18 protein-coding genes are annotated in these 21,290 nt (G+C 38.2%); 17 read left to right on the top strand and 1 reads right to left on the bottom strand.

Annotation, left to right across the window (positions count from 1 at the left end):
• Window positions 1–88: 88 nt before the first annotated feature.
• The 16 genes from MUA51_RS02340 (at window position 89) to MUA51_RS02420 (ending at window position 19,647) form a co-directional block, all read left to right on the top strand.
• Window positions 89–847, top strand: coding sequence for a CHAP domain-containing protein (locus MUA51_RS02340; RefSeq protein ID WP_262560280.1), 759 nt, complete (start codon window positions 89–91; stop codon window positions 845–847).
• Between the two features lie 99 nt (window positions 848–946).
• On the top strand, window positions 947–1,588 hold the full coding sequence (locus MUA51_RS02345) for an HD domain-containing protein (RefSeq protein ID WP_262560281.1): 642 nt from the start codon (window positions 947–949) through the stop codon (window positions 1,586–1,588).
• A gap of 5 nt (window positions 1,589–1,593) precedes the next feature.
• Window positions 1,594–1,827: a CsbA family protein gene (locus MUA51_RS02350; RefSeq protein WP_262560282.1), complete on the top strand. Its 234-nt coding sequence runs from the start codon at window positions 1,594–1,596 to the stop codon at window positions 1,825–1,827.
• A 201-nt stretch (window positions 1,828–2,028) separates the two neighbouring features.
• A complete protein-coding gene (uvrB, locus tag MUA51_RS02355; RefSeq protein ID WP_262560283.1) occupies window positions 2,029–4,011 on the top strand; it encodes an excinuclease ABC subunit UvrB in 1,983 nt (660 codons plus the stop codon).
• Window positions 4,012–4,016: 5 nt separating this feature from the next.
• The gene (uvrA, locus tag MUA51_RS02360) at window positions 4,017–6,860 is read left to right on the top strand and encodes an excinuclease ABC subunit UvrA (RefSeq protein ID WP_262560285.1); all 2,844 of its coding nucleotides are present in this window, start codon (window positions 4,017–4,019) and stop codon (window positions 6,858–6,860) included.
• 3 nt (window positions 6,861–6,863) lie between these two features.
• Window positions 6,864–7,211, top strand: coding sequence for an SHOCT-like domain-containing protein (locus MUA51_RS02365; protein WP_262560286.1), 348 nt, complete (start codon window positions 6,864–6,866; stop codon window positions 7,209–7,211).
• A gap of 373 nt (window positions 7,212–7,584) precedes the next feature.
• Window positions 7,585–8,526: an HPr(Ser) kinase/phosphatase gene (gene hprK, locus MUA51_RS02370; protein WP_262560287.1), complete on the top strand. Its 942-nt coding sequence runs from the start codon at window positions 7,585–7,587 to the stop codon at window positions 8,524–8,526.
• A complete protein-coding gene (gene lgt, locus MUA51_RS02375) occupies window positions 8,523–9,365 on the top strand; it encodes a prolipoprotein diacylglyceryl transferase (protein ID WP_262560288.1) in 843 nt (280 codons plus the stop codon). Before hprK ends, lgt begins: the two co-directional genes overlap by 4 nt.
• Window position 9,366: 1 nt before the next feature.
• Entirely contained in the window at window positions 9,367–9,852 is a 486-nt protein-coding gene (locus MUA51_RS02380; protein WP_262560289.1) for an acyltransferase, read from the top strand.
• A 15-nt stretch (window positions 9,853–9,867) separates the two neighbouring features.
• A complete protein-coding gene (locus tag MUA51_RS02385) occupies window positions 9,868–11,304 on the top strand; it encodes a tetratricopeptide repeat protein (RefSeq protein WP_262560291.1) in 1,437 nt (478 codons plus the stop codon).
• Window positions 11,305–11,381: 77 nt separating this feature from the next.
• A complete protein-coding gene (gene trxB / locus MUA51_RS02390; RefSeq protein ID WP_262560292.1) occupies window positions 11,382–12,314 on the top strand; it encodes a thioredoxin-disulfide reductase in 933 nt (310 codons plus the stop codon).
• A gap of 168 nt (window positions 12,315–12,482) precedes the next feature.
• Complete coding sequence (rapZ, locus tag MUA51_RS02395; RefSeq protein WP_262560293.1) at window positions 12,483–13,394, top strand: RNase adapter RapZ; 912 nt, start codon at window positions 12,483–12,485, stop codon at window positions 13,392–13,394.
• On the top strand, window positions 13,394–14,410 hold the full coding sequence (locus MUA51_RS02400; protein WP_262560294.1) for a gluconeogenesis factor YvcK family protein: 1,017 nt from the start codon (window positions 13,394–13,396) through the stop codon (window positions 14,408–14,410). Before rapZ ends, MUA51_RS02400 begins: the two co-directional genes overlap by 1 nt.
• Window positions 14,411–14,430: 20 nt before the next feature.
• Window positions 14,431–15,375: a DNA-binding protein WhiA gene (gene whiA / locus MUA51_RS02405; RefSeq protein ID WP_262560295.1), complete on the top strand. Its 945-nt coding sequence runs from the start codon at window positions 14,431–14,433 to the stop codon at window positions 15,373–15,375.
• Between the two features lie 416 nt (window positions 15,376–15,791).
• Window positions 15,792–18,986 (top strand): fibrinogen-binding adhesin SdrG C-terminal domain-containing protein, encoded by a 3,195-nt coding sequence (locus MUA51_RS10795; protein WP_276580948.1) that lies wholly within the window; start codon window positions 15,792–15,794, stop codon window positions 18,984–18,986.
• A gap of 295 nt (window positions 18,987–19,281) precedes the next feature.
• Window positions 19,282–19,647: a DUF1304 domain-containing protein gene (locus MUA51_RS02420; RefSeq protein ID WP_262560296.1), complete on the top strand. Its 366-nt coding sequence runs from the start codon at window positions 19,282–19,284 to the stop codon at window positions 19,645–19,647.
• A gap of 56 nt (window positions 19,648–19,703) precedes the next feature.
• Here the strand turns inward: MUA51_RS02420 and MUA51_RS02425 are convergent, their stop codons facing one another.
• Complete coding sequence (locus MUA51_RS02425) at window positions 19,704–19,904, bottom strand: cold-shock protein (protein WP_044360936.1); 201 nt, start codon at window positions 19,902–19,904, stop codon at window positions 19,704–19,706.
• A gap of 721 nt (window positions 19,905–20,625) precedes the next feature.
• Here MUA51_RS02425 and clpP point away from each other — a divergent pair.
• Window positions 20,626–21,213, top strand: a complete 588-nt coding sequence (gene clpP, locus MUA51_RS02430; protein ID WP_262560298.1) for an ATP-dependent Clp endopeptidase proteolytic subunit ClpP — start codon at window positions 20,626–20,628, stop codon at window positions 21,211–21,213.
• The last annotated feature ends 77 nt before the right edge of the window (window positions 21,214–21,290 follow it).

Consider the following 21,290-nt stretch of genomic DNA (forward strand, 5'->3'; position numbering starts at 1 on the left):
TTCATTTGTGTCACAAGTGCTTAATGGATCTATTTTTGTATAGATAACATGCTATACTGAATCCATATTTTTTCAAGGAGATGAAAAAATGATCATATCTCATATATTTATGGTTGCCACATTGTTATCCCGATCTTCAGAAATGACGCAACAAGTGTCGTTACCTAACGATACGACAATCTATCAATTAGCCCAAAAGTTTGCGACGACTTTGGAACGAATTAAACAGCTGAATCCCATGTTAAAAACTCCCCAACAATTAAAAAAACATGAAACAATCAAGTTACCTGCTGATCACATTTTATTAAAACCCCCTCATCAAACACTCACATATTTTTTACACACACACCATATTTCTTACGATGCATTCCAGAAGTTCAACCCCTATAATCTTCAAGATGATGTACAATATATTGCGATTTCGAATAAAGGCATGGCACATCTGTCGTTACCACACTTAGTTGATCTTTTACCAAATCCTACAAAATACACATCTTCGCTACAAACAATGACAACAGCTTCTCAACCAATCAAAAACACCTACATACCGGGTCAATGTACGTCCTATGTATTTGAACAACGGTTACAACGACATCTACCTATTTCGAATGATTGGGGAGATGCGAAATATTGGGCGATTCATGCACAGGAAGCAGGCTATACGGTTTCTAGGCATCCACGTGTAAATGCGATACTTGTCTCACAACAGGGTCCTTATGGTCATGTTGCAATTGTTGAAGCGTGCCACGGATCCACAATACGTATTTCAGAGATGAATTGGCAGGGAGAAGGCATCGTTAGTCAGCGTCTTATTTCAAATGATGGTGACTATCAATATATTTATTAACGAAATAGGCTATTCTACAAATTCCATGTGCGAGAAGGTGAAAAAATGTGTTATAGTATCATAAACTATAACGATGCGCATGAAGGAGGGAACAAAATTATGGGTGTTCACCAATATTTCAAAAGACTATCAGATTTAGAAAAACTCATTCGTTTGCCTGGAAAGTTCAAATATTTTGAGCATAACGTTGCTGCGCACTCTTTTAAAGTGACGAAGATTGCCCAATATTTAGGGACAGTTGAAGAACATCATGGCAAAGAAGTAGATTGGAAAAGTCTATATGAAAAAGCATTGAATCATGACTTTGCAGAAGTGTTTACAGGTGATATTAAAACGCCAGTCAAATATGCGAGTAGCGAGTTGAAACGACTCTTTTCGCAAGTTGAGGAAGAAATGGTCGAGACGTTTATCTCAGAGGAAATCCCTGAGAACTATCAAGACATATATCGTCAACGCTTGCAAGAAGGCAAAGATGATTCATTAGAAGGCCAAATATTATCTGTTGCCGACAAAATTGATTTGCTGTATGAGACATTTGGTGAAATTCAAAAGCGTAATCCAGAACCGCTCTTTTTTGAAATTTATGAGATGAGTTTAGAGACGATTATGCAGTTTGATCATTTACATTCTGTCCAAGACTTTATCGATAATATTATTCCTGAAATGCTCACTGAAAAATTCATCCCACGTGCAGAGTTACGTGAAACGACGATGCACATATTAAATAATAGAAAGCAGTGATTGAAGTGATATGGTATGCGTTAGCCGCTTTTTTTCCATGTGTGTTAGTTGTAATACTTAGCACAATCACACGCAGCAAATGGATTGGTACGTGTGTGACGCTTGTTTTGATAGGGGCTTCAGTATATAAAGGCTTTTTTCATGATGAATGGATTATCTTTATAGATGTTGCATCCATATTGGCAGGTTATATCATAGTAGATTCACTACAAACACATCAGCATGATGACTTTAGATGAGATGAATAGGTGCTCATGATTGATACCGTTTAGAACTGTTTATACGTTTTAGACGGTATTTTTGTGTCTAAGTCATCGTTTAAAAGATAATACGAAAAGGGTATAGAGCAATAAAATGTTAAAAACGAACAGATGTTTGTATTTTTATATTGAGATTTGTTAAAATAACAGTACGATTATGTGACGAGAGGACGAGTATGCATGGAGCATCATGATTTTAAAGTGGTATCTCAGTTTGACCCACAAGGTGACCAGCCACGGGCCATTGATGAGTTAGTCCAAGGGATTAAAGATGGCAAGCGTCATCAGACATTGTTAGGTGCAACAGGAACAGGCAAAACTTTTACGATGAGTAATGTCATCAAACGCGCAGGGAAACCAACGCTGATCATTGCACATAATAAGACCCTTGCAGGTCAATTATATAGTGAGTTTAAAGAATTCTTTCCCGAAAATAGAGTCGAATATTTTGTCAGCTACTATGATTACTATCAACCAGAAGCGTACGTACCATCAACGGATACATTTATTGAAAAAGATGCATCAATCAACGATGAGATTGACCAGTTACGTCACTCAGCAACAAGTGCGTTATTCGAACGTGATGATGTCATCATTATCGCAAGTGTTAGTTGTATATACGGTTTGGGTAATCCAGAAGAGTACAAGGACTTAGTCGTGAGTATCCGTGCAGGTATGGAGATGGATCGTAGTGAACTGTTGCGCAAGTTGGTGGACGTACAATATACACGTAACGACATTGACTTCCAACGTGGGACATTCCGTGTACGTGGGGACGTTGTGGAAATCTTCCCGGCATCTCGAGATGAACTGTGTATTCGAGTTGAATTTTTTGGAGATGAGATTGATCGTGTCAGCGAGATTAACTATTTGACAGGGGAAGTGCTAAGAGAACGTGAACATTTTGCACTCTTTCCGGCATCTCACTTCGTTACACGTGAAGAGAAAATGAAGGTCGCAATTGAAAGAATTGAAAAAGAATTAGCTGAACAACTTGAAAAATTGCGCAGTGAAAATAAACTTTTAGAAGCACAACGCCTAGAACAACGCACAAATTACGACCTTGAAATGATGCGTGAAATGGGATTCTGTTCTGGGATTGAGAACTACTCAGTGCATCTTACGTTACGTCCACTCGGTTCAACACCATACACATTACTCGATTATTTCGGCGATGACTGGTTGATTATGATTGATGAATCTCACGTAACGTTGCCACAAATCCGTGGGATGTATAACGGAGACAAAGCACGAAAAGGCGTTCTTGTGGAACATGGTTTCCGTTTGCCAAGTGCACTGGATAACCGACCATTGATGTTTGAAGAGTTCGAAGAGAAGGCACATCAGTTAGTTTACGTTTCTGCAACTCCTGGACCATATGAGATGGAACACACAGATGAAATGGTCGAACAGATTATCCGTCCTACGGGTCTATTAGATCCTAAAATTGACGTGCGCCCATCAAAAAATCAAATTGATGACTTGTTGAGTGAGATTCAAACACGAGTAGAACGTAATGAACGTGTCTTAATTACAACATTAACGAAAAAAATGAGTGAAGATTTGACGACTTATTTGAAAGAAGCAGGCGTGAAGGTGAATTACTTACACTCTGAGATTAAGACGTTAGAACGTATCGAAATTATTCGTGACTTGCGCATGGGAACTTTTGACGTATTAATCGGTATTAACTTGTTGAGAGAAGGGATCGATATTCCTGAAGTATCGCTAGTCGTTATATTGGATGCTGACAAGGAAGGATTCTTACGTTCAGAACGTTCGCTGATTCAAACAATTGGACGTGCGGCACGTAATGACAAAGGTGAAGTCATCATGTATGCAGATAAGATCACTGATTCGATGCGTGTAGCGATTGACGAAACAGAACGCCGTCGAGAAATTCAAATGGCCTATAATGAAAAACATGGTATTACACCGAAAACGATTAATAAAAAGATACATGATGTTATTAGTGCGACTGTGGAAACAGACGAGACGAATGAAGCGGAACGTAAAGAAGTACCGAAGAAAATGACGAAGAAAGAGCGTCAAAAGACTATTCAAAATATCGAAAAACAAATGAAAGAAGCAGCGAAAGCATTAGATTTCGAGAAAGCAACAGAATTGAGAGATTTATTATTTGAACTTAAATCAGAAGGGTGACGTACATGAAAGGACCATCAATAGTAGTGAAAGGGGCACGCGCCCATAATTTAAAAAATGTAGATATAGCGTTGCCTAAAGATAAATTTATTGTGATGACAGGCCTATCGGGGTCAGGCAAATCATCGTTAGCATTTGATACAATTTATGCTGAAGGACAAAGACGCTATGTTGAGTCTTTGAGCGCTTATGCACGACAATTTTTAGGGCAGATGGATAAGCCAGATGTGGATACGATAGAGGGTTTATCACCAGCGATTTCAATCGATCAAAAGACAACGAGTAAAAACCCACGTTCTACCGTGGCCACAGTAACAGAAATTTATGATTATATTCGCTTATTGTATGCGAGAATTGGAAAACCGATATGTCCAGAGCATGGAGTAGAAATAGAATCACAAACAGTTCAACAGATGGCTGATCGCATTATGGAATTGGAAGAACGTACAAAGATTCAGCTGTTAGCCCCTGTTGTGAATCACCGTAAAGGGACACATGAAAAATTGTTGGCAGATATTAGTAAAAAGGGTTATGTACGTGTGCGTTTGAACGGTGAAATTATGGATATTACTGATGTTCCAGCACTCGACAAAAACAAAAATCATACCATTGAAATTGTCGTTGATCGTCTCGTAGTAAAATCAGGCATTGAAACACGTCTCGCCGATTCCATCGAGACAGTACTTGAACTATCAGAAGGATGTCTTGTAGTGGATGTTATTGGAGGCGAAGCACTTGAATTTTCCGAAAAACATGCGTGTCCGATTTGTGGCTTCACAATCGGTGAATTAGAGCCGAGAATGTTTAGTTTCAACAGTCCTTTTGGTGCATGTCCAACGTGTGATGGATTGGGACAAAAATTAACAGTAGATGTTGACCTTGCCATTCCTGATCGTACGAAAACATTGGCAGAAGGTGCGATTTTACCGTGGGAACCGAAAAGTTCTGATTTTTATCCAACTTTGTTGAAACGTGTCTGCGAAGTATACAAAATCAATATGGACAAACCATTTGGCAAGCTAACAGAGCGTCAACAAAACATTATTCTTTACGGTTCAGGCGAAAAAGAAATCACGTTCACATTCAATTCTCGCTCTGGCGAAAAGCGCAAGCGTACGATGCCATTTGAAGGTGTTGTACCGAACATTGAACGTCGTTTCAATGAATCGCCATCAGAATATACGCGTGAAATGATGCGCAAATATTTGGCGGAACAGCCGTGTGAAACATGTCATGGTCAACGTCTCAGCAAGGAAGCCCTTTCTGTCTATGTGGCAGGTAAGAATATCGGAGAAGTCGTATCACAATCTATTCGTGAAGCGCTCGATTATTATGAGAATATCGAACTCTCTGAGCAAGATGCGCAAATCGCACGCTTAATTTTAAAAGAAATTACAGCACGTTTAACATTTTTAAATAACGTCGGATTAGATTATTTAACGTTAGATCGTGCGTCAGGAACATTATCAGGGGGAGAAGCACAACGTATTCGTTTAGCAACGCAGATTGGTTCACGTCTATCTGGTGTGCTGTATGTCTTAGATGAGCCGTCTATCGGGCTGCATCAACGTGATAACGACCGCTTGATTGAGACATTGAAAGAAATGCGTGATTTAGGCAATACTCTCATTGTAGTCGAACACGATGAAGACACGATGTACGAAGCGGATTATCTTGTTGATATCGGACCGGGTGCAGGCGTTCATGGTGGTGAAGTTGTCGCAAGCGGTACACCGAAACAAGTAATGAAGAATAAAAAGTCTTTGACTGGTCAATATTTAAGCGGTGCGAAGTATATTCCATTGCCTGAACAGCGTCGAGAAGTCACGGAACGCAAAATCTCAGTAAAAGGTGCACGCAGCAATAATCTGAAAAATGTCGATGTAGACTTCCCATTATCAGTGATGAACGTCGTGACGGGCGTCTCTGGTTCAGGAAAAAGTTCACTCGTGAATGAAGTGTTGTACAAGTCATTAGCGAAAGCAATCAACAAATCGAAAGTGCGTCCTGGTGATCATGATGAGATCACGGGTATGGAACAAATCGATAAAATTATCGATATCGATCAATCGCCAATTGGACGTACCCCACGTTCTAACCCAGCCACATACACAGGTGTGTTTGATGATATTCGTGATGTGTTTGCATCAACAAATGAAGCCAAAGTACGTGGTTATCAAAAGGGTCGCTTTAGCTTCAATGTGAAAGGTGGCCGTTGTGAAGCGTGTAAAGGGGACGGTATCATCAAAATAGAAATGCACTTTCTACCAGATGTCTATGTGCCGTGTGAAGTGTGTGAAGGTAAGCGATATAACCGAGAAACACTTGAAGTAACTTATAAAGGCAAAAGTATTGCGGATGTTTTGGCCATGACGGTAGAAGATGCGACACACTTTTTTGAAAACATCCCTAAAATTAAGCGTAAATTACAAACATTAGTAGACGTTGGTTTAGGGTATATTACACTAGGACAACCAGCAACCACATTGTCTGGTGGTGAAGCACAGCGTGTGAAACTGGCGTCAGAGCTGCATAAACGTTCCACAGGTCGTTCTATTTACATTCTCGATGAGCCGACAACCGGTTTACATGTCGATGATATTCAACGATTATTGAAAGTATTAAACAAATTAGTGGAAAATGGCGACACAGTTGTTATTATTGAACATAACCTAGATGTCATTAAAACGGCAGACCATTTGATAGATCTAGGCCCTGAAGGTGGTGACGGTGGCGGTACAATTATTGCGACTGGTACACCAGAAGAGATTGCAGAGCACGAACAATCTTATACAGGCAAGTATTTAAAACGTATTTTAGAACGAGATCGATTACGAATGGAGGAATAGGCAATGGATACAGCAAAAGTCAAAGTGTTAGAACTTTTAGCAGATGGCAAAATTAGTGTTGAAGATGCAACGTTGTTATTAGATGCGATGAAACAAGACGAAGCCTCAGCGAAAGTAGAAAGAGAAGCTACGGCAGACCGTCATGAAGAAATTGCTAAAGAAACAGAATTAAATGTTGAAGATTTTGTACGAGAAGCAATGCAAAATGTAACAGAAACTGTACGTAAAGGTGTACAAACTGCTGATGACCAATTGAAGAAAGTAAAAGAAAACAATGGTGAAGCAGTCAATCCATTTCAACAACTTGAGAAGACATTACAACAATTGACAGACGAATTGAAGAAGAAATAATTTGTTGATCACAAAATAACAGTCATTGGAAAGTTACGTGAGACAGGAACTGAGACATAGTGCTCAGTTCCTTTTTTAGATTGTAGAAATAATGATAATAGGAGTAGGTAATTGAAGTTGAAATCCATTTTTTACTTCTAGCCAACCTTGCCGATCTAGGATGACGAAGAAGTTGGGAGAGCATATATTGGTTTTGTCTCACTACTAACGTAATACCCAATGACTTTTTGTTTGGAATGATGTTGTCTCAATCCCAAAACGCTTCTATCACAACCTCGTAAAATATGAATCTATTATGACTGATATAATTATGTTCCCAGTTCTGCATGCAATTTGATATGATAGAGTGGAGTTACAAAAAAGAGGTGAAGAGATGTTAACTACAAAAGATGTCATCGAACGTTTTGACATGAAGGTCGTTGCAGGTGAAGATGGGCTAGGCCGACCGATATATAACACGGATATTTCACGACCTGGTTTAGAGATGGCGGGATATTTCTCCCACTATTCTTCAAACCGTATCCAAGTATTAGGTACGACTGAATTGTCTTTTTATAATTTATTGCGAGATGAAGAACGTCAAGGACGTATGCGTAAGCTATGTCGTCCAGATACACCAGCCATTATTATTACACGTGGACATGAAGCGCCAGACGAATTGGTTGAAGCGGCACGAGATACGGACACTCCATTACTCTATGTTGAAGAAGCAACGACACGTGTGATGGGACGTCTGACAACTTATTTGGAACATGAACTTGCAAATACAACATCCCTTCATGGCGTACTTGTCGATGTTTATGGTGTTGGTGTGCTCATCACGGGTGACTCGGGGGTTGGTAAGAGTGAGACAGCTCTTGAGCTTGTGAAACGAGGCCATCGTCTAGTGGCGGATGACAATGTCGAAATCAAAGAAGTTGTCAAAGATGAATTGATCGGTAAAGCGCCAGATATTATTCGTCATCTATTAGAAATCCGTGGTCTGGGTATTATCAATGTGATGACATTGTTTGGTGCGGGTTCAATTTTATTAAAAAAACGTATCCAACTTAATATTAATCTTGAGACGTGGCGTGAAGGCAAGATGTATGATCGCGTCGGTCTGAATGAAGAAAAATTGAGAATTCTCGATACCGATATTACGAAAAAGACGGTACCTATTCGTCCAGGGCGTAATGTCGCAGTCATTATTGAAGTCGCTGCAATGAACTATCGTCTGAATGTGATGGGTATTAATACAGCAGAAGAGTTCAATGAACGCTTGAATGCCGAAATTATGAAAAATAGTCAGTTGAAGCAAGGTGAAAGATCATGATAGGTTATATCGATCCTGTTGCGATTCAACTCGGCGGCTTATCGATCAGATGGTATGGTATTATCATTGCATCAGCGATATTGTTAGGGTATGTTATTGCACAGCGGAGTGCGAAAAAGGTAGGCTTTCATGAAGATGACTTAATCAACTTATTGATTACTTGTGTGATTGTAGCAATTATTACTGCACGTTTGTATTTTGTGCTGTTCAACCTAGACTATTACAGTCAGTATCCAGCAGAAATACCGATGATATGGCATGGTGGTATTGCAATACACGGTGGCTTAATCGGTGCTTTCGGTATGGGCATTTATTATTGTTACCGCAAAAATTGGCATCCATTACAAGTGGCTGATATTGTTGCGCCGAGTATTATTTTGGCGCAAGGTATTGGCAGATGGGGCAACTTCATGAACCATGAAGCGCACGGTGGCCCAGTCACAAGAACGTTTCTTGAGAATCTGTCACTACCGAACTTTATTATTGATAATATGTATATTAATGGACAATATTATCATCCAACGTTCTTATACGAATCAGTATGGAATGTGATTGGTTTTGTTTTACTTATCGCATTACGTCGTCACTTACGAATTGGCGAGACATTTGCGCTATACCTTATATGGTATTCCGTAGGGCGTTTCTTCATTGAAGGGTTAAGAACGGATAGTTTGATGATAGCAGATACTTTACGTGTCGCACAGATGATGTCGATTGTATTGATAGTCGTTGGTATTATATTGATTATCATTCAACGCTTGTCAAAGAAGGTTATATATTATCGTCAAGCTTCTGTATTAACTTGGCCAGGACGTGCATCTTATAAGGGGCGTCGATAAGATGGCACGGAAGTTAACGACAATTCACTCAGAGCACCGCAATCCATTATGGTACTTATATCGATATATTCGCTTTACGAAAATGTTTAAAAATACTTTGATTATTGAAGTATCGCGTTACATACCATTTGTTAGTTGGAAATGCACAATTTATCGCCGTCTTTTACACATGACGATAGGTACGCAGTCTGCTTTTGCGTTCAAAGCACTGCCAGACTTGTTGTATCCAGAACGTATTACGATTGGCAATCACGTAATAATTGGGTATAATGCGACAATATTAACACATGAATTCATTCAAGGTGCACTACGTGTGGGGGATGTGAATATAGGTGATAATACGCTTATCGGGGCGAATGTCACCATATTACCAGGAGTCACAATTGGCAACAACGTGCGCATCGGAGCAGGAAGTGTTGTATCTAAGGACATTCCTGACAATACTACTGCATATGGTGCACCTATACAAATATATCCGAACAAATAGAGAGAGGTGACAAGGATGACACATGAACAGAAAATTATTCCGTTTAATCAAGATGTAACACTGTATTACAAGATCGCAATGCAGAAGTTACGTCAACAAGCTTATGACAAAGCACGCTACTACTTAGAAAAAGTGTTGGAATTGTCACCGGATCATTTTGAAGCAAGGCAGTCACTTGCGACATGTTATGAAAAGCTTCGCAATGTACGTAAGGCAGAAGCATTATATTATGATGAAATTAGTGAAGGGCGAAACTTAGAAGATGCGTATTATGCGCTCAGTCAATTAAATATGGCAGCGAACGACCCTAATAAGTCATATTTATTCGGTTTGAATTATGCTTTTTCTTCGGGGGATGCTGATTATCGTGAAGAGTTAGAAAGTATGTTTGATGTATCTTATCATGAAGAAGATACTTTGCGAGAAGAGAGTCAGCTGTTCACAGTCCAAGTCGTTTTTCAATATTTGTTTGGAGAAGGTCGCTTACTTGAAGCACGTGCATTTATTTTAAGACAAGATGACGAAATTCAAGAAAATCGAATTGTCCGTAACTTGCTTGCAATGTGCTACTTATATTTGAATGAGAATCAAGCAGCGAAAGAAATGTATGAGCGTCTATTAAAAGAAGATTCGTCAGATGTCTATGCGTTGTGCCACTATACGTTACTGTTACACAACATGAATGAACAATATTTGTTTGAGCATTATTTGAAGCGTTTGAACAAAATTATGCCGATGAATGATGATGAGACTTTTAAGCTAGGGATTGTTTTAAGTTACCTCAAACAATATGAAGCTTCCCAACAGTTACTTGTACCACTCCATAGAAAGGGTAAGTCACAAACTTTCCAATTATTTAACGCACTTTCTGTAAACTATTATTACCTGGGAAATAAAGAACAAAGTGAATATTTTTGGAATAAACTTTCAGCATTTAATCGTGCATATCCCGGCTTACCACCATGGGTTATTGATGCACGTGTGACCTATTTCGATGAGCATATTGCACCATTATTAACGAGTGAAGATCAACATCGCCGTATATATGGATTGTTTTTATTGAATCAATTAAACGGAAAAGAAGTATTAATGACTCGTGATGTGTGGACGTTATTGGAATCATTAGGTGATTATGAAAAACTATATTTGTCTTATTTGATTCAAAACCTTCATTTGACAAAGTTGGACTTCATACATCGTGGTATGTTGCGATTATACGAGATAACAGACTTGAGAGAGGAGTCAGCACTATTTTTGAGATGGATTGCTTATGCGGAAGATCTTTTAGCGGTAGATAACGCGCGTGACTTGGTGATCCCTTATGTAGCAGCAGTGACTTTTTTATATTTTAGTACTACGAATGAACCACAAACCTACGAACAAATTTGTCAGTTGTTTAATGTCTCTGAATCGATATTCAGAGAAGCGTTGGATGAACTAATGAGCATATAAGTTTAGCCATATTGACAAATATCGTAAAATAACAATGATAAAAAGAACGATATGGAATACAAGAGGAGGAACTATCCATGACAGAACAAGTACGCTACGATGTCGCGATTATTGGTGCGGGGCCAGCAGGTATGACTGCTGCTGTATACGCATCACGTGCTAACTTAAATACAGTGATGATTGAACGTGGAATGCCAGGTGGACAAATGGCAAACACAGAAGAAGTTGAAAACTTTCCGGGATTCGAGATGATTTCCGGACCAGATCTTTCAAATAAAATGTTCGATCACGCGAAAAAGTTCGGTGCAGAATACAAATATGGTGACATCAAAGGCATTGAAGATAAAGGTGATTACAAAATTATTGACTTAGGTTCAAGCCAAGTTGAAGCAACAGCTGTCATTATTGCAACAGGTGCAGAACATAAAAAAATGGGCGTCCCTGGCGAACAAGAACTAGGGGGTCGTGGTGTCAGCTACTGTGCAGTATGTGATGGCGCATTCTTCAAAAATAAAAACGTATACGTTATCGGTGGCGGAGACTCTGCGGTAGAAGAAGGAACATTTTTAACAAAATTCGCAGACAAAGTGACTATTGTTCACCGACGTGATCAATTGCGTGCACAAAAAATCTTACAAGATCGTGCATTCAAAAATGAAAAAATCGACTTTATCTGGAATCATACATTGAAATCAGTCAATGCGAAAGACGGTAAGGTTGGTTCATTAACATTGGCTTCAACAGTAGACGGTTCAGAGCAAACGGTGGAAGCAGATGGTCTATTCATCTACATCGGTACACAACCTAACACTAAGCCATTTGAAGACTTAGGTATTACGAACGAAGCAGGTTATGTCATCGCAAATGAAGACATGAGTACGGCAGTTCCTGGTATTTATGTTGCAGGAGACGTACGTGAAAAAGGATTGCGTCAAATCGTCACAGCAACAGGTGACGGAAGTATTGCAGCACAAAGTGTTCAAGCATATATCGAATCATTAGAAGATTAAGCACCCGTATATCTTCACTATATATCACATAGCAGAAAGGCTGAACAAAAAAAGGATAGTTGTTCAGTCTTTCATTATGTATATGTCAGGAAATTTTATATAACAGCTACTACTTAAGACGGTTTTCATGTACACTGATAGAGACTAGAATGAATGGTGGTTATGTATATGCATGAGATTGAAAATAAAGAGTTATTAAAGCGAGAATTGATTATTGTCACTGGTTTATCAGGCGCAGGGAAGTCTGTTGCAATTCAAAGCCTCGAAGACTTGGGGTACTTTTGCGTGGACAATTTACCGCCGATTTTATTACCAAAATTTATTGAATTAATGGCTGAAAGAACCCCGTCACTTCACAAAGTGGCGATTGGAATTGACTTGCGTGGTCGTGAGTTTTTTCAAAATTTCATTGAAGAAATAGATAAAATTAAACGAGATGGACAAGTAGAATTAAATATTTTATACGCCGATGCTGAAACGAAAAAACTGATCTCACGCTATAAAGAGTCACGTCGTCAACATCCATTACAAAAAAAGACAGGCTTAACTTTAATGGAAGCAATCACTGAAGAGCGCCAGTTATTGACCGAAGTGAGAAGCATTGCCAACTTTATTGTGGATACAACTAAGCTCACACCGAAGCAACTAAAGAAACGCATTGGGGAATATTTTAATCAAAATGAAGGTCCTTCGTTCACAATTAATGTGACAAGTTTTGGGTTCAAACATGGTATTCAAATTGATGCTGACATCGTCTTTGATGTGCGCTTTTTACCGAACCCCTATTACATTGAAGCACTACGACCTTTAACAGGTATGGATGCACCTGTGTATGACTATGTGATGAAATGGGAAGAAACAGAGACATTTTACAACAAATTGTTAGATTTATTGCGTTTTACTATTCCAGGATATCAAAAAGAAGGAAAATCACAATTGGTGATCGCTATCGGATGTACAGGTGGTCAACATCGATCTGTTGCTTTAGCACAACGTCTGGCAGACGAACTTCAGCGTATATTTGACTATAATATTTATGTGTACCATCGAGATGCACATATCGAAAGTGGAGATAAATAATGAAACAGCTCAAATTAGTACTTATAGGTGGTGGAACAGGCCTATCCGTATTAGCGAGAGGGTTAAGATCGTTTCCGATAGATATTACAGCCATTGTAACAGTCGCAGATGATGGCGGTAGTACGGGCAAAATTCGACATGAGATGGACATTCCGGCACCCGGGGATATTAGAAACGTGTTAGCAGCTTTGAGTGATGCAGAACCAACATTGGAACAATTATTTAAGTATCGTTTTGAAGAAGATAAAATTAGTGGCCATTCACTCGGCAACTTATTAATAGCAGCAATGACAAATATTACACAAGATTTTGGACATGCTGTTAAAGAATTGAGTAAAATTTTAAATATTAAAGGCCGTGTCATCCCTTCTACTGTTTCCAGCGTACAACTGTGTGCAGAAATGGAAGACGGTGAGATTGTTGCAGGTGAGTCAAATATTCCTAAAAAACATAAGAAAATTAAGCGTGTTTATTTAGAACCGGAAGATGCGCAACCGATGGATGAAGCGATTGAAGCTTTGTTGGATGCGGACCTAATTGTATTAGGTCCAGGTTCACTGTACACAAGTGTTATTTCAACGCTTTGTGTAAAAGGTATTAGTCACGCACTTGTAGAAAGTGAAGCCAAAAAGCTTTATGTTTCTAATATTATGACACAACCTGGTGAAACCGATTATTATTCTGTTGTTGATCATATTGATGCGATTCATCAACAATTGAATCGAAATGTATTGGATTTTGTGATCGCTAATGAATTAACATTTGATAATAAAGTATTAGAGAAGTATAAAGAAAAAGGATCCCAGCCTGTATTGTATGATGAAGCGGCTTTAAAAGAACGTGGTGTGCAATTAGTAACCGGGAAAGACCTGGCATTAATATCAGAAAACCATTATGTCCGTCATCGTACAGAGATACTTGCAGAGATGATTTATGAAATTGCCCTGCAAGAAATTAGCGCCATCGAGTTCGACCCAGATCAATTAAAATCGAAAGAGCATGGTGACAGATATTAGAAAGAGAGGATGTCAATCATATGAGCTTTGCATCTGACATGAAGAATGAATTAACAAGAGTTGAAGTGAATAATGATGATGCCATGGCAGAGCTCAGTGCGTTGATACGAATGAATGGTGCACTCAGCCTGTCTAATCAACAATTTGTCATCAATATTCAAACAGAAAATGCGACAACCGCAAGACGTATTTATTCATTAATTAAAAAAGTTTTTAATGTAGAAGTAGAAATATTAGTACGTAAAAAAATGAAACTCAAAAAGAATAATATTTATATTTGCCGTATTAAGATGAAAGCAAGAGAGATACTTGATGAATTAGGTATTTTGAAAGAAGGAAGTTTCACACATGACATCGATGCATCAATGGTAGCAACAGATGATATGCGACGTAGCTATTTACGTGGTGCCTTCTTGGCAGGTGGTTCCGTCAATAACCCGGAAACTTCTTCGTATCATCTCGAAATATTTTCATTGTACGAAAGTCATTCGGCAGGATTAACAGAACTGATGAATCAATACGGATTGAATGCCAAAAAGTTAGAACGTAAAAAAGGCTGGATCACGTATATGAAGGAAGCAGAACGTATTGCAGAATTTTTAAGCTTAATTGGTGGATATCAAGCATTATTGAAGTTTGAAGATGTGCGTATCGTACGTGATATGAGAAATTCCGTCAACCGACTTGTGAATTGTGAAACAGCCAATCTAAATAAAACAGTCAGTGCTGCAATGAAACAAGTGAAAAGCATTGAACTCATAGATGAAGAGATTGGACTGGACAATCTACCAGACCGATTGAGGGAAATTGCGAAACTGCGCATCGAGAACCAAGATGTTTCATTAAAAGAGCTTGGAGAAATGGTGAGCACAGGTACAATTTCTAAGTCAGGTGTAAACCACCGTTTACGTAAACTTAATGAACTTGCTGACAAAATCCGAAATGGTGAGCAATTTGATATATAGTATCATTTGAATATATTTATAAAATAGTAAATACAACACACATGAAAGCTTAATTGCTAACATGTGTGTTTTTTTGTGTAAATGAACCGCATTCACTCCATTTTAATCTTTTTATATTATTATAAATCACTTGTTTATAATAATATTTATAAAATTTGATTATAGATAGGGAAAATAAAACGTTAGAATACATCATTAATACGATGAAAATATAAAATAATCATGTAGTAGCCTTTTATAATAGCAACTATTCGATTAAAAATATCCTTTATTTTGCATATTTCTATATATTATATTCTAAAATTGTGGATTTGAAATTAAAGAAGAAATGGGATAAATACTATTGTGCAAAATAGTATTTTGATATAGAATATTGTAATAGTAATACAATACATTTGGAAAAGGAGTTGTTTAATTTGAAGAAAGGTTCGAATTTTGATCCCACTCGAAAGAATAGATACTCTATTCGTAAGTACACAGTAGGTACTGCATCTATTCTTATTGGTGCGACATTAGCATTAGGGATTGCAAATGGAGAAGTAAAAGCTGCGGAACAAGATCAGTCAACAGAGACATCAGTAACAAATGATCAGCTAGATAATACACCAAATAATGATGAAAGTGTTGTTGAAACAGCAGACCAATCATTATTAGAAAATAAAGAAGGAAACGTTGAGGAAATACCACAAACGGAAGAAACTGTTTCTGAAACAGAAGAAGTTCCAGCAACGGAAGAAACTGTTTCTGAAACAGAAGAAGCTCCAGCAACTGAAGAAGTGACAGAAACAACTGAAGAAGTGACAGAAGCAACTGAAGAAGTGACAGAAACAACTGAAGAAGTGACAGAAGCAACTGAAGAAGTGACAGAAGCAACTGAAGAAGTGACAGAAACAACTGAAGAAGTGACAGAAGCAACTGAAGAAGTGACAGAAGCAACTGAAGAAGTGAAAAATACAGAAGAAAAATCAACTGATGATAAAAAAGCAGTAAATGAAACGGCAGAAGAAAACCAAGCAACGGTTGAACATAATGATGTAGAAGTATCAGAAAATAAAGAAGTAGCAAACAAAGTAGAAAATGCTGAAACAATCACACCAGGAACAGGTTTCCGAGCAGCGAGTGAACCAGCTCAAAGCGGAACAGGTAAATCAGTGAATGAAAATGTTATCATGGAAAGCTTAGTTTTGGAGAATCGACGTTTATATCCTAACCAAGGAGAGTCGTTAAGCTTCAGTGGTGCGTTTAAAGTAGAAGGAAATGTTCGTGAAAATGATTATTTCAACTTTATGGTGCCACACAATTTAACATTAGATGGTGATATTGACTATTCAAATGTTAATGATACACAAGTTTTACCAGATTTATTGAGTAAGACAGGTGAAGTTGTAGCAACAGGTACTTATAACACAAAAACAAAACAAGGTACTTATGTATTTACTGATTATGTAAATGATAAAGATGCAGTGTCAGGAAACTTCACATTACCAATCTTTACAGATCGTAAAAACACACCTAAAAGTGGTCGTTATGATGTTGAGTTTGGTATGGCAAACCAAACATATAGAGGTACTGTAGATATTGATTATGGTAATCCGGCACAAGGACATGAATATGGTGCTAATATTACATCTACAATTACAGAAATTGATGTTGATTCTGGTAAAAACGAATACAAACAAACAGTTTATGTAAACCCAATGAAACGAAATTTACAAAATACAATTGTAACATTACAAGGTTACCATGATGATATCACTAAAAGTAGTACAGTAATTTCAAAAGATCAAACAAATTTAAAAATTTATGAAGTTGTAGACTCATCAAAGATTACAGAGAGTTATTATATCGATCCTCAAAACCCTAATTACAAAGATGTAACAAATGATGTATTACCTTATGTTACTTACAACAATGATAATACAGCGACAATCAATTTTGGGAAAATTGATAAAACATATGTTGTTGTTGTTGATGGACATTATAGTGATGTTCAGGGGAACGTAAAAACACGTGTTAGAATGGATACAGAAGATGTTTATACAGGTAACAGAAGTTCATACTATTGGGACAATGAGAACTTCATATACGAAGGATCTGGTAATGCAGATGGGTCTATTTCAGATGCAGACAGTGATTCAGACGCAGATAGCGACTCTGACTCGGATGCAGACTCAGATTCAGACGCAGACAGCGATTCTGACTCAGATGCGGACTCAGATTCAGACGCAGACAGCGACTCTGACTCGGATGCTGATTCAGATTCAGACGCAGATAGCGACTCTGACTCAGACGCAGATGCAGATAGCGATTCAGACGCAGATAGCGACTCTGACTCAGATGCAGACAGTGATTCAGACGCGGATAGCGACTCTGACTCAGATGCAGACAGCGATTCAGACGCAGATAGCGATTCTGACTCAGATGCAGACTCAGATTCAGACGCAGATAGCGACTCTGACTCAGATGCAGACTCAGATTCAGACGCGGATAGCGACTCTGATTCAGATGCGGATTCAGATTCAGACGCAGATAGCGACTCTGACTCAGATGCGGACAGCGATTCAGACGCAGATAGCGACTCTGACTCAGATGCTGATTCAGATTCAGACGCAGATAGCGACTCTGACTCAGATGCGGACAGCGATTCAGACGCGGATAGCGATTCTGACTCAGATGCGGATTCAGATTCAGACGCGGATAGCGACTCTGACTCAGATGCAGACAGTGATTCAGACGCAGACAGCGATTCTGACTCAGATGCAGACTCAGATTCAGACGCAGATAGCGACTCTGACTCAGATGCGGACAGTGATTCAGACGCAGACAGCGACTCTGACTCAGATGCAGACTCAGATTCAGACGCAGATAGCGATTCTGACTCAGATGCGGACAGCGATTCAGACGCAGATAGCGATTCTGACTCAGATGCAGACTCAGATTCAGACGCAGACAGCGACTCTGACGCAGATGCGGACAGCGATTCAGACGCGGATAGCGATTCAGACTCAGATGCGGACAGCGATTCAGACGCAGACAGCGACTCTGACTCAGATGCAGACTCAGATTCAGACGCAGATAGCGACTCTGACTCAGATGCAGATAGCGACTCTGACTCGGATGCTGATTCAGATTCAGATGCAGATAGCGATTCAGACGCGGATAGCGATTCTGACTCAGATGCAGACAGTGATTCAGACGCAGATAGCGATTCTGACTCAGATGCGGACTCAGATTCAGACGCGGATAGCGACTCTGATTCAGATGCAGACAGTGATTCAGACGCAGATAGCGACTCTGACTCGGATGCAGACAGTGATGCAGACGCAGATAGCGATTCTGACTCGGATTCAGATGTAGAATCAGATGCGGACGCGGACGCAGATGCAGATGCAGATGCAGATAGCGATTCAGATTCAGACGCTGAGACAGAAATGGATAAAGATGGTGACAAGCCTGCAGACCATGATGGCAAAGACAAAGATGGTAAGAAACATCTTCCTGATACAGGTAATGAAACAAACTATGAAGGTACACTTCTTGGTTCATTATTTGCAGCAATGGGTTCTGTATTCTTATTCAGATCACGTCGCAGAAAAAATGATAAAGAATAATTAACATTAATTATTCGCTAAAGAAATCAATAGAAAATCTATGGGGCAAAAGTGTATAGCTTGTTGTTAAGTTATTAACAACTGCGACACAAGTAACTGATAGAGATTTAGAGTGGGGCATTTCGGTGTCCCACTCTTTTTCGTTGTCTAGACAAAAACAAGACATATTTAGTAAGTGTGAGATATAAAAATTTATTTTTAAGCTTAATTATTTGTATTTTTTACTGGAAATGGCATAAAGTATGGGAGTCATCTGTGTTTAAGTGACTTAAATTATTAAAAAGGAGAGAAGAAAATGTCTATTATATCGACAATTCTAGTTGTATTAGTGGCTTTAGAGTTCTTTTTTATTATGTATCTCGAAACGTTTAAAACAGTTTCAGATCAAACGAGTCGTGTGTTTAATATCTCAAAGGACAAATTACGTGATCATCACATACAAATGTTGTTGAAAAACCAAGGCATTTATAACGGTATAATCGGTATATTATTGTTATATGGTGTATTTTTCTCGGGGGATCCAAAAGAAGTTTGTACTATGTTACTTTTGTATATTGTAGGTGTGGCACTATATGGCGGTATCTCAAGTGATAAAAGTATCTTCTTCAAGCAAGGTACATTACCGATCGTTACACTGATTAGCATTTTATTTTTAGCATAAAAAAATCGAGACACTTCATTCAAGAAATGTCTCGATTCTTTAATTATAATAACGAATTAACGTTTGATAACGTTAGCTGCTTGATCACCGCGGTCACCTGATACGATATCAAATTCCACTTGTTGACCTTCTTCTAATGATTTGTAGCCTTCACCTTCGATTGCTGAGAAGTGAACGAATACGTCGTTTCCTTCTTCACGTTCGATAAATCCAAAACCTTTTTCTGCGTTAAACCATTTTACTGTACCGTTATACATAAGAATACCTCCGTGTGCATATTGCACGTTTTTATTTCTGTAAAAAAATTCTTTCATCAAAAGGAGTATATTCTTCAAAATAAACTACAATTCAATTACACGAGCTTTTATTACGATAAATTAAACTATACAGGGTATTTGAGTAAAAGTAAAGAGAATTTTAATAAAAACTTTTAAAAAGTGAAAAACAATGGTTTAAGTGCCATAAAAGTAATAAAATACACTTTCGGCATAGATTTTAAAAGGTTAATAAGATGAAATACTAATCTCATTCTAGCTAGAACATATACGGTCGAAGCGTATACAAAAATATCACTTTTAAAGTGAAGAAAAAGCCTGTACGCTAATTTTCGAGTATAGGCTTACGTTATATTAACGCGCACTATGCCAAACACTTGATAAGAAACAATAGTTAAATGTTTGTTTTCCCAACATACTTAGCATAGATTAGAGTAAAATAAATAGGGATTTCTGAATTGTATTGATCACAAAGTACATGAAAAGCCTGTCATATCAATACTTTTAACCTCCTCGGAAGGAATCGAACCTTCATTGTAAGAACCGGAATCTTAAGTGTTATCCATTACACTACGAGGAGTCAATAAGATTATTTGAACCTTATACATTATAACATGAAATAAGGGAATGCTTAAGTTTTGACCATGTTTGACTTTTGGGTTAAACTATAAACAAATAAACAAGAATATAGGAGGCAGGACTTATGAATTTAATTCCTACAGTTATAGAAACAACAAATCGTGGAGAACGTGCGTATGACATTTATTCACGTCTACTGAAAGACCGTATTATCATGTTAGGGTCAGCAATTGACGATAACGTTGCAAATTCAATTGTATCACAACTCTTATTTTTACAAGCACAAGATGCTGAGAAAGATATCTATTTATATATTAACTCACCAGGTGGTAGTGTAACTGCTGGTTTTGCAATTTACGATACAATTCAACACATCAAGCCGGATGTACAAACAATCTGTATCGGTATGGCTGCATCAATGGGATCATTCTTACTTGCTGCTGGTGCAAAAGGGAAACGTTTCGCACTTCCTAATGCTGAAGTCATGATTCACCAACCACTAGGTGGCGCGCAAGGTCAAGCAACAGAAATTGAAATTGCCGCAAATCATATCTTAAAAACACGTGAGAAACTTAATAAAATTTTATCTGAGCGTACAGGTCAATCTATTGAAAAGATTCAAAAAGATACTGACCGTGATAACTTCTTAACAGCCGAGGAAGCAAAAGAATACGGCTTAATTGATGAAGTAATGGTGCCAGAACACGCATAATATTTTTAATCATAAAGGTGTATCGCATATGATGTGATATGCCTTTTTATTTTGATCAAGTTTTAGACAGAATGGAT

The sequence above is a fragment of the Staphylococcus sp. IVB6214 genome (assembly GCF_025558585.1).
In the GTDB taxonomy this organism is placed as follows: domain Bacteria; phylum Bacillota; class Bacilli; order Staphylococcales; family Staphylococcaceae; genus Staphylococcus.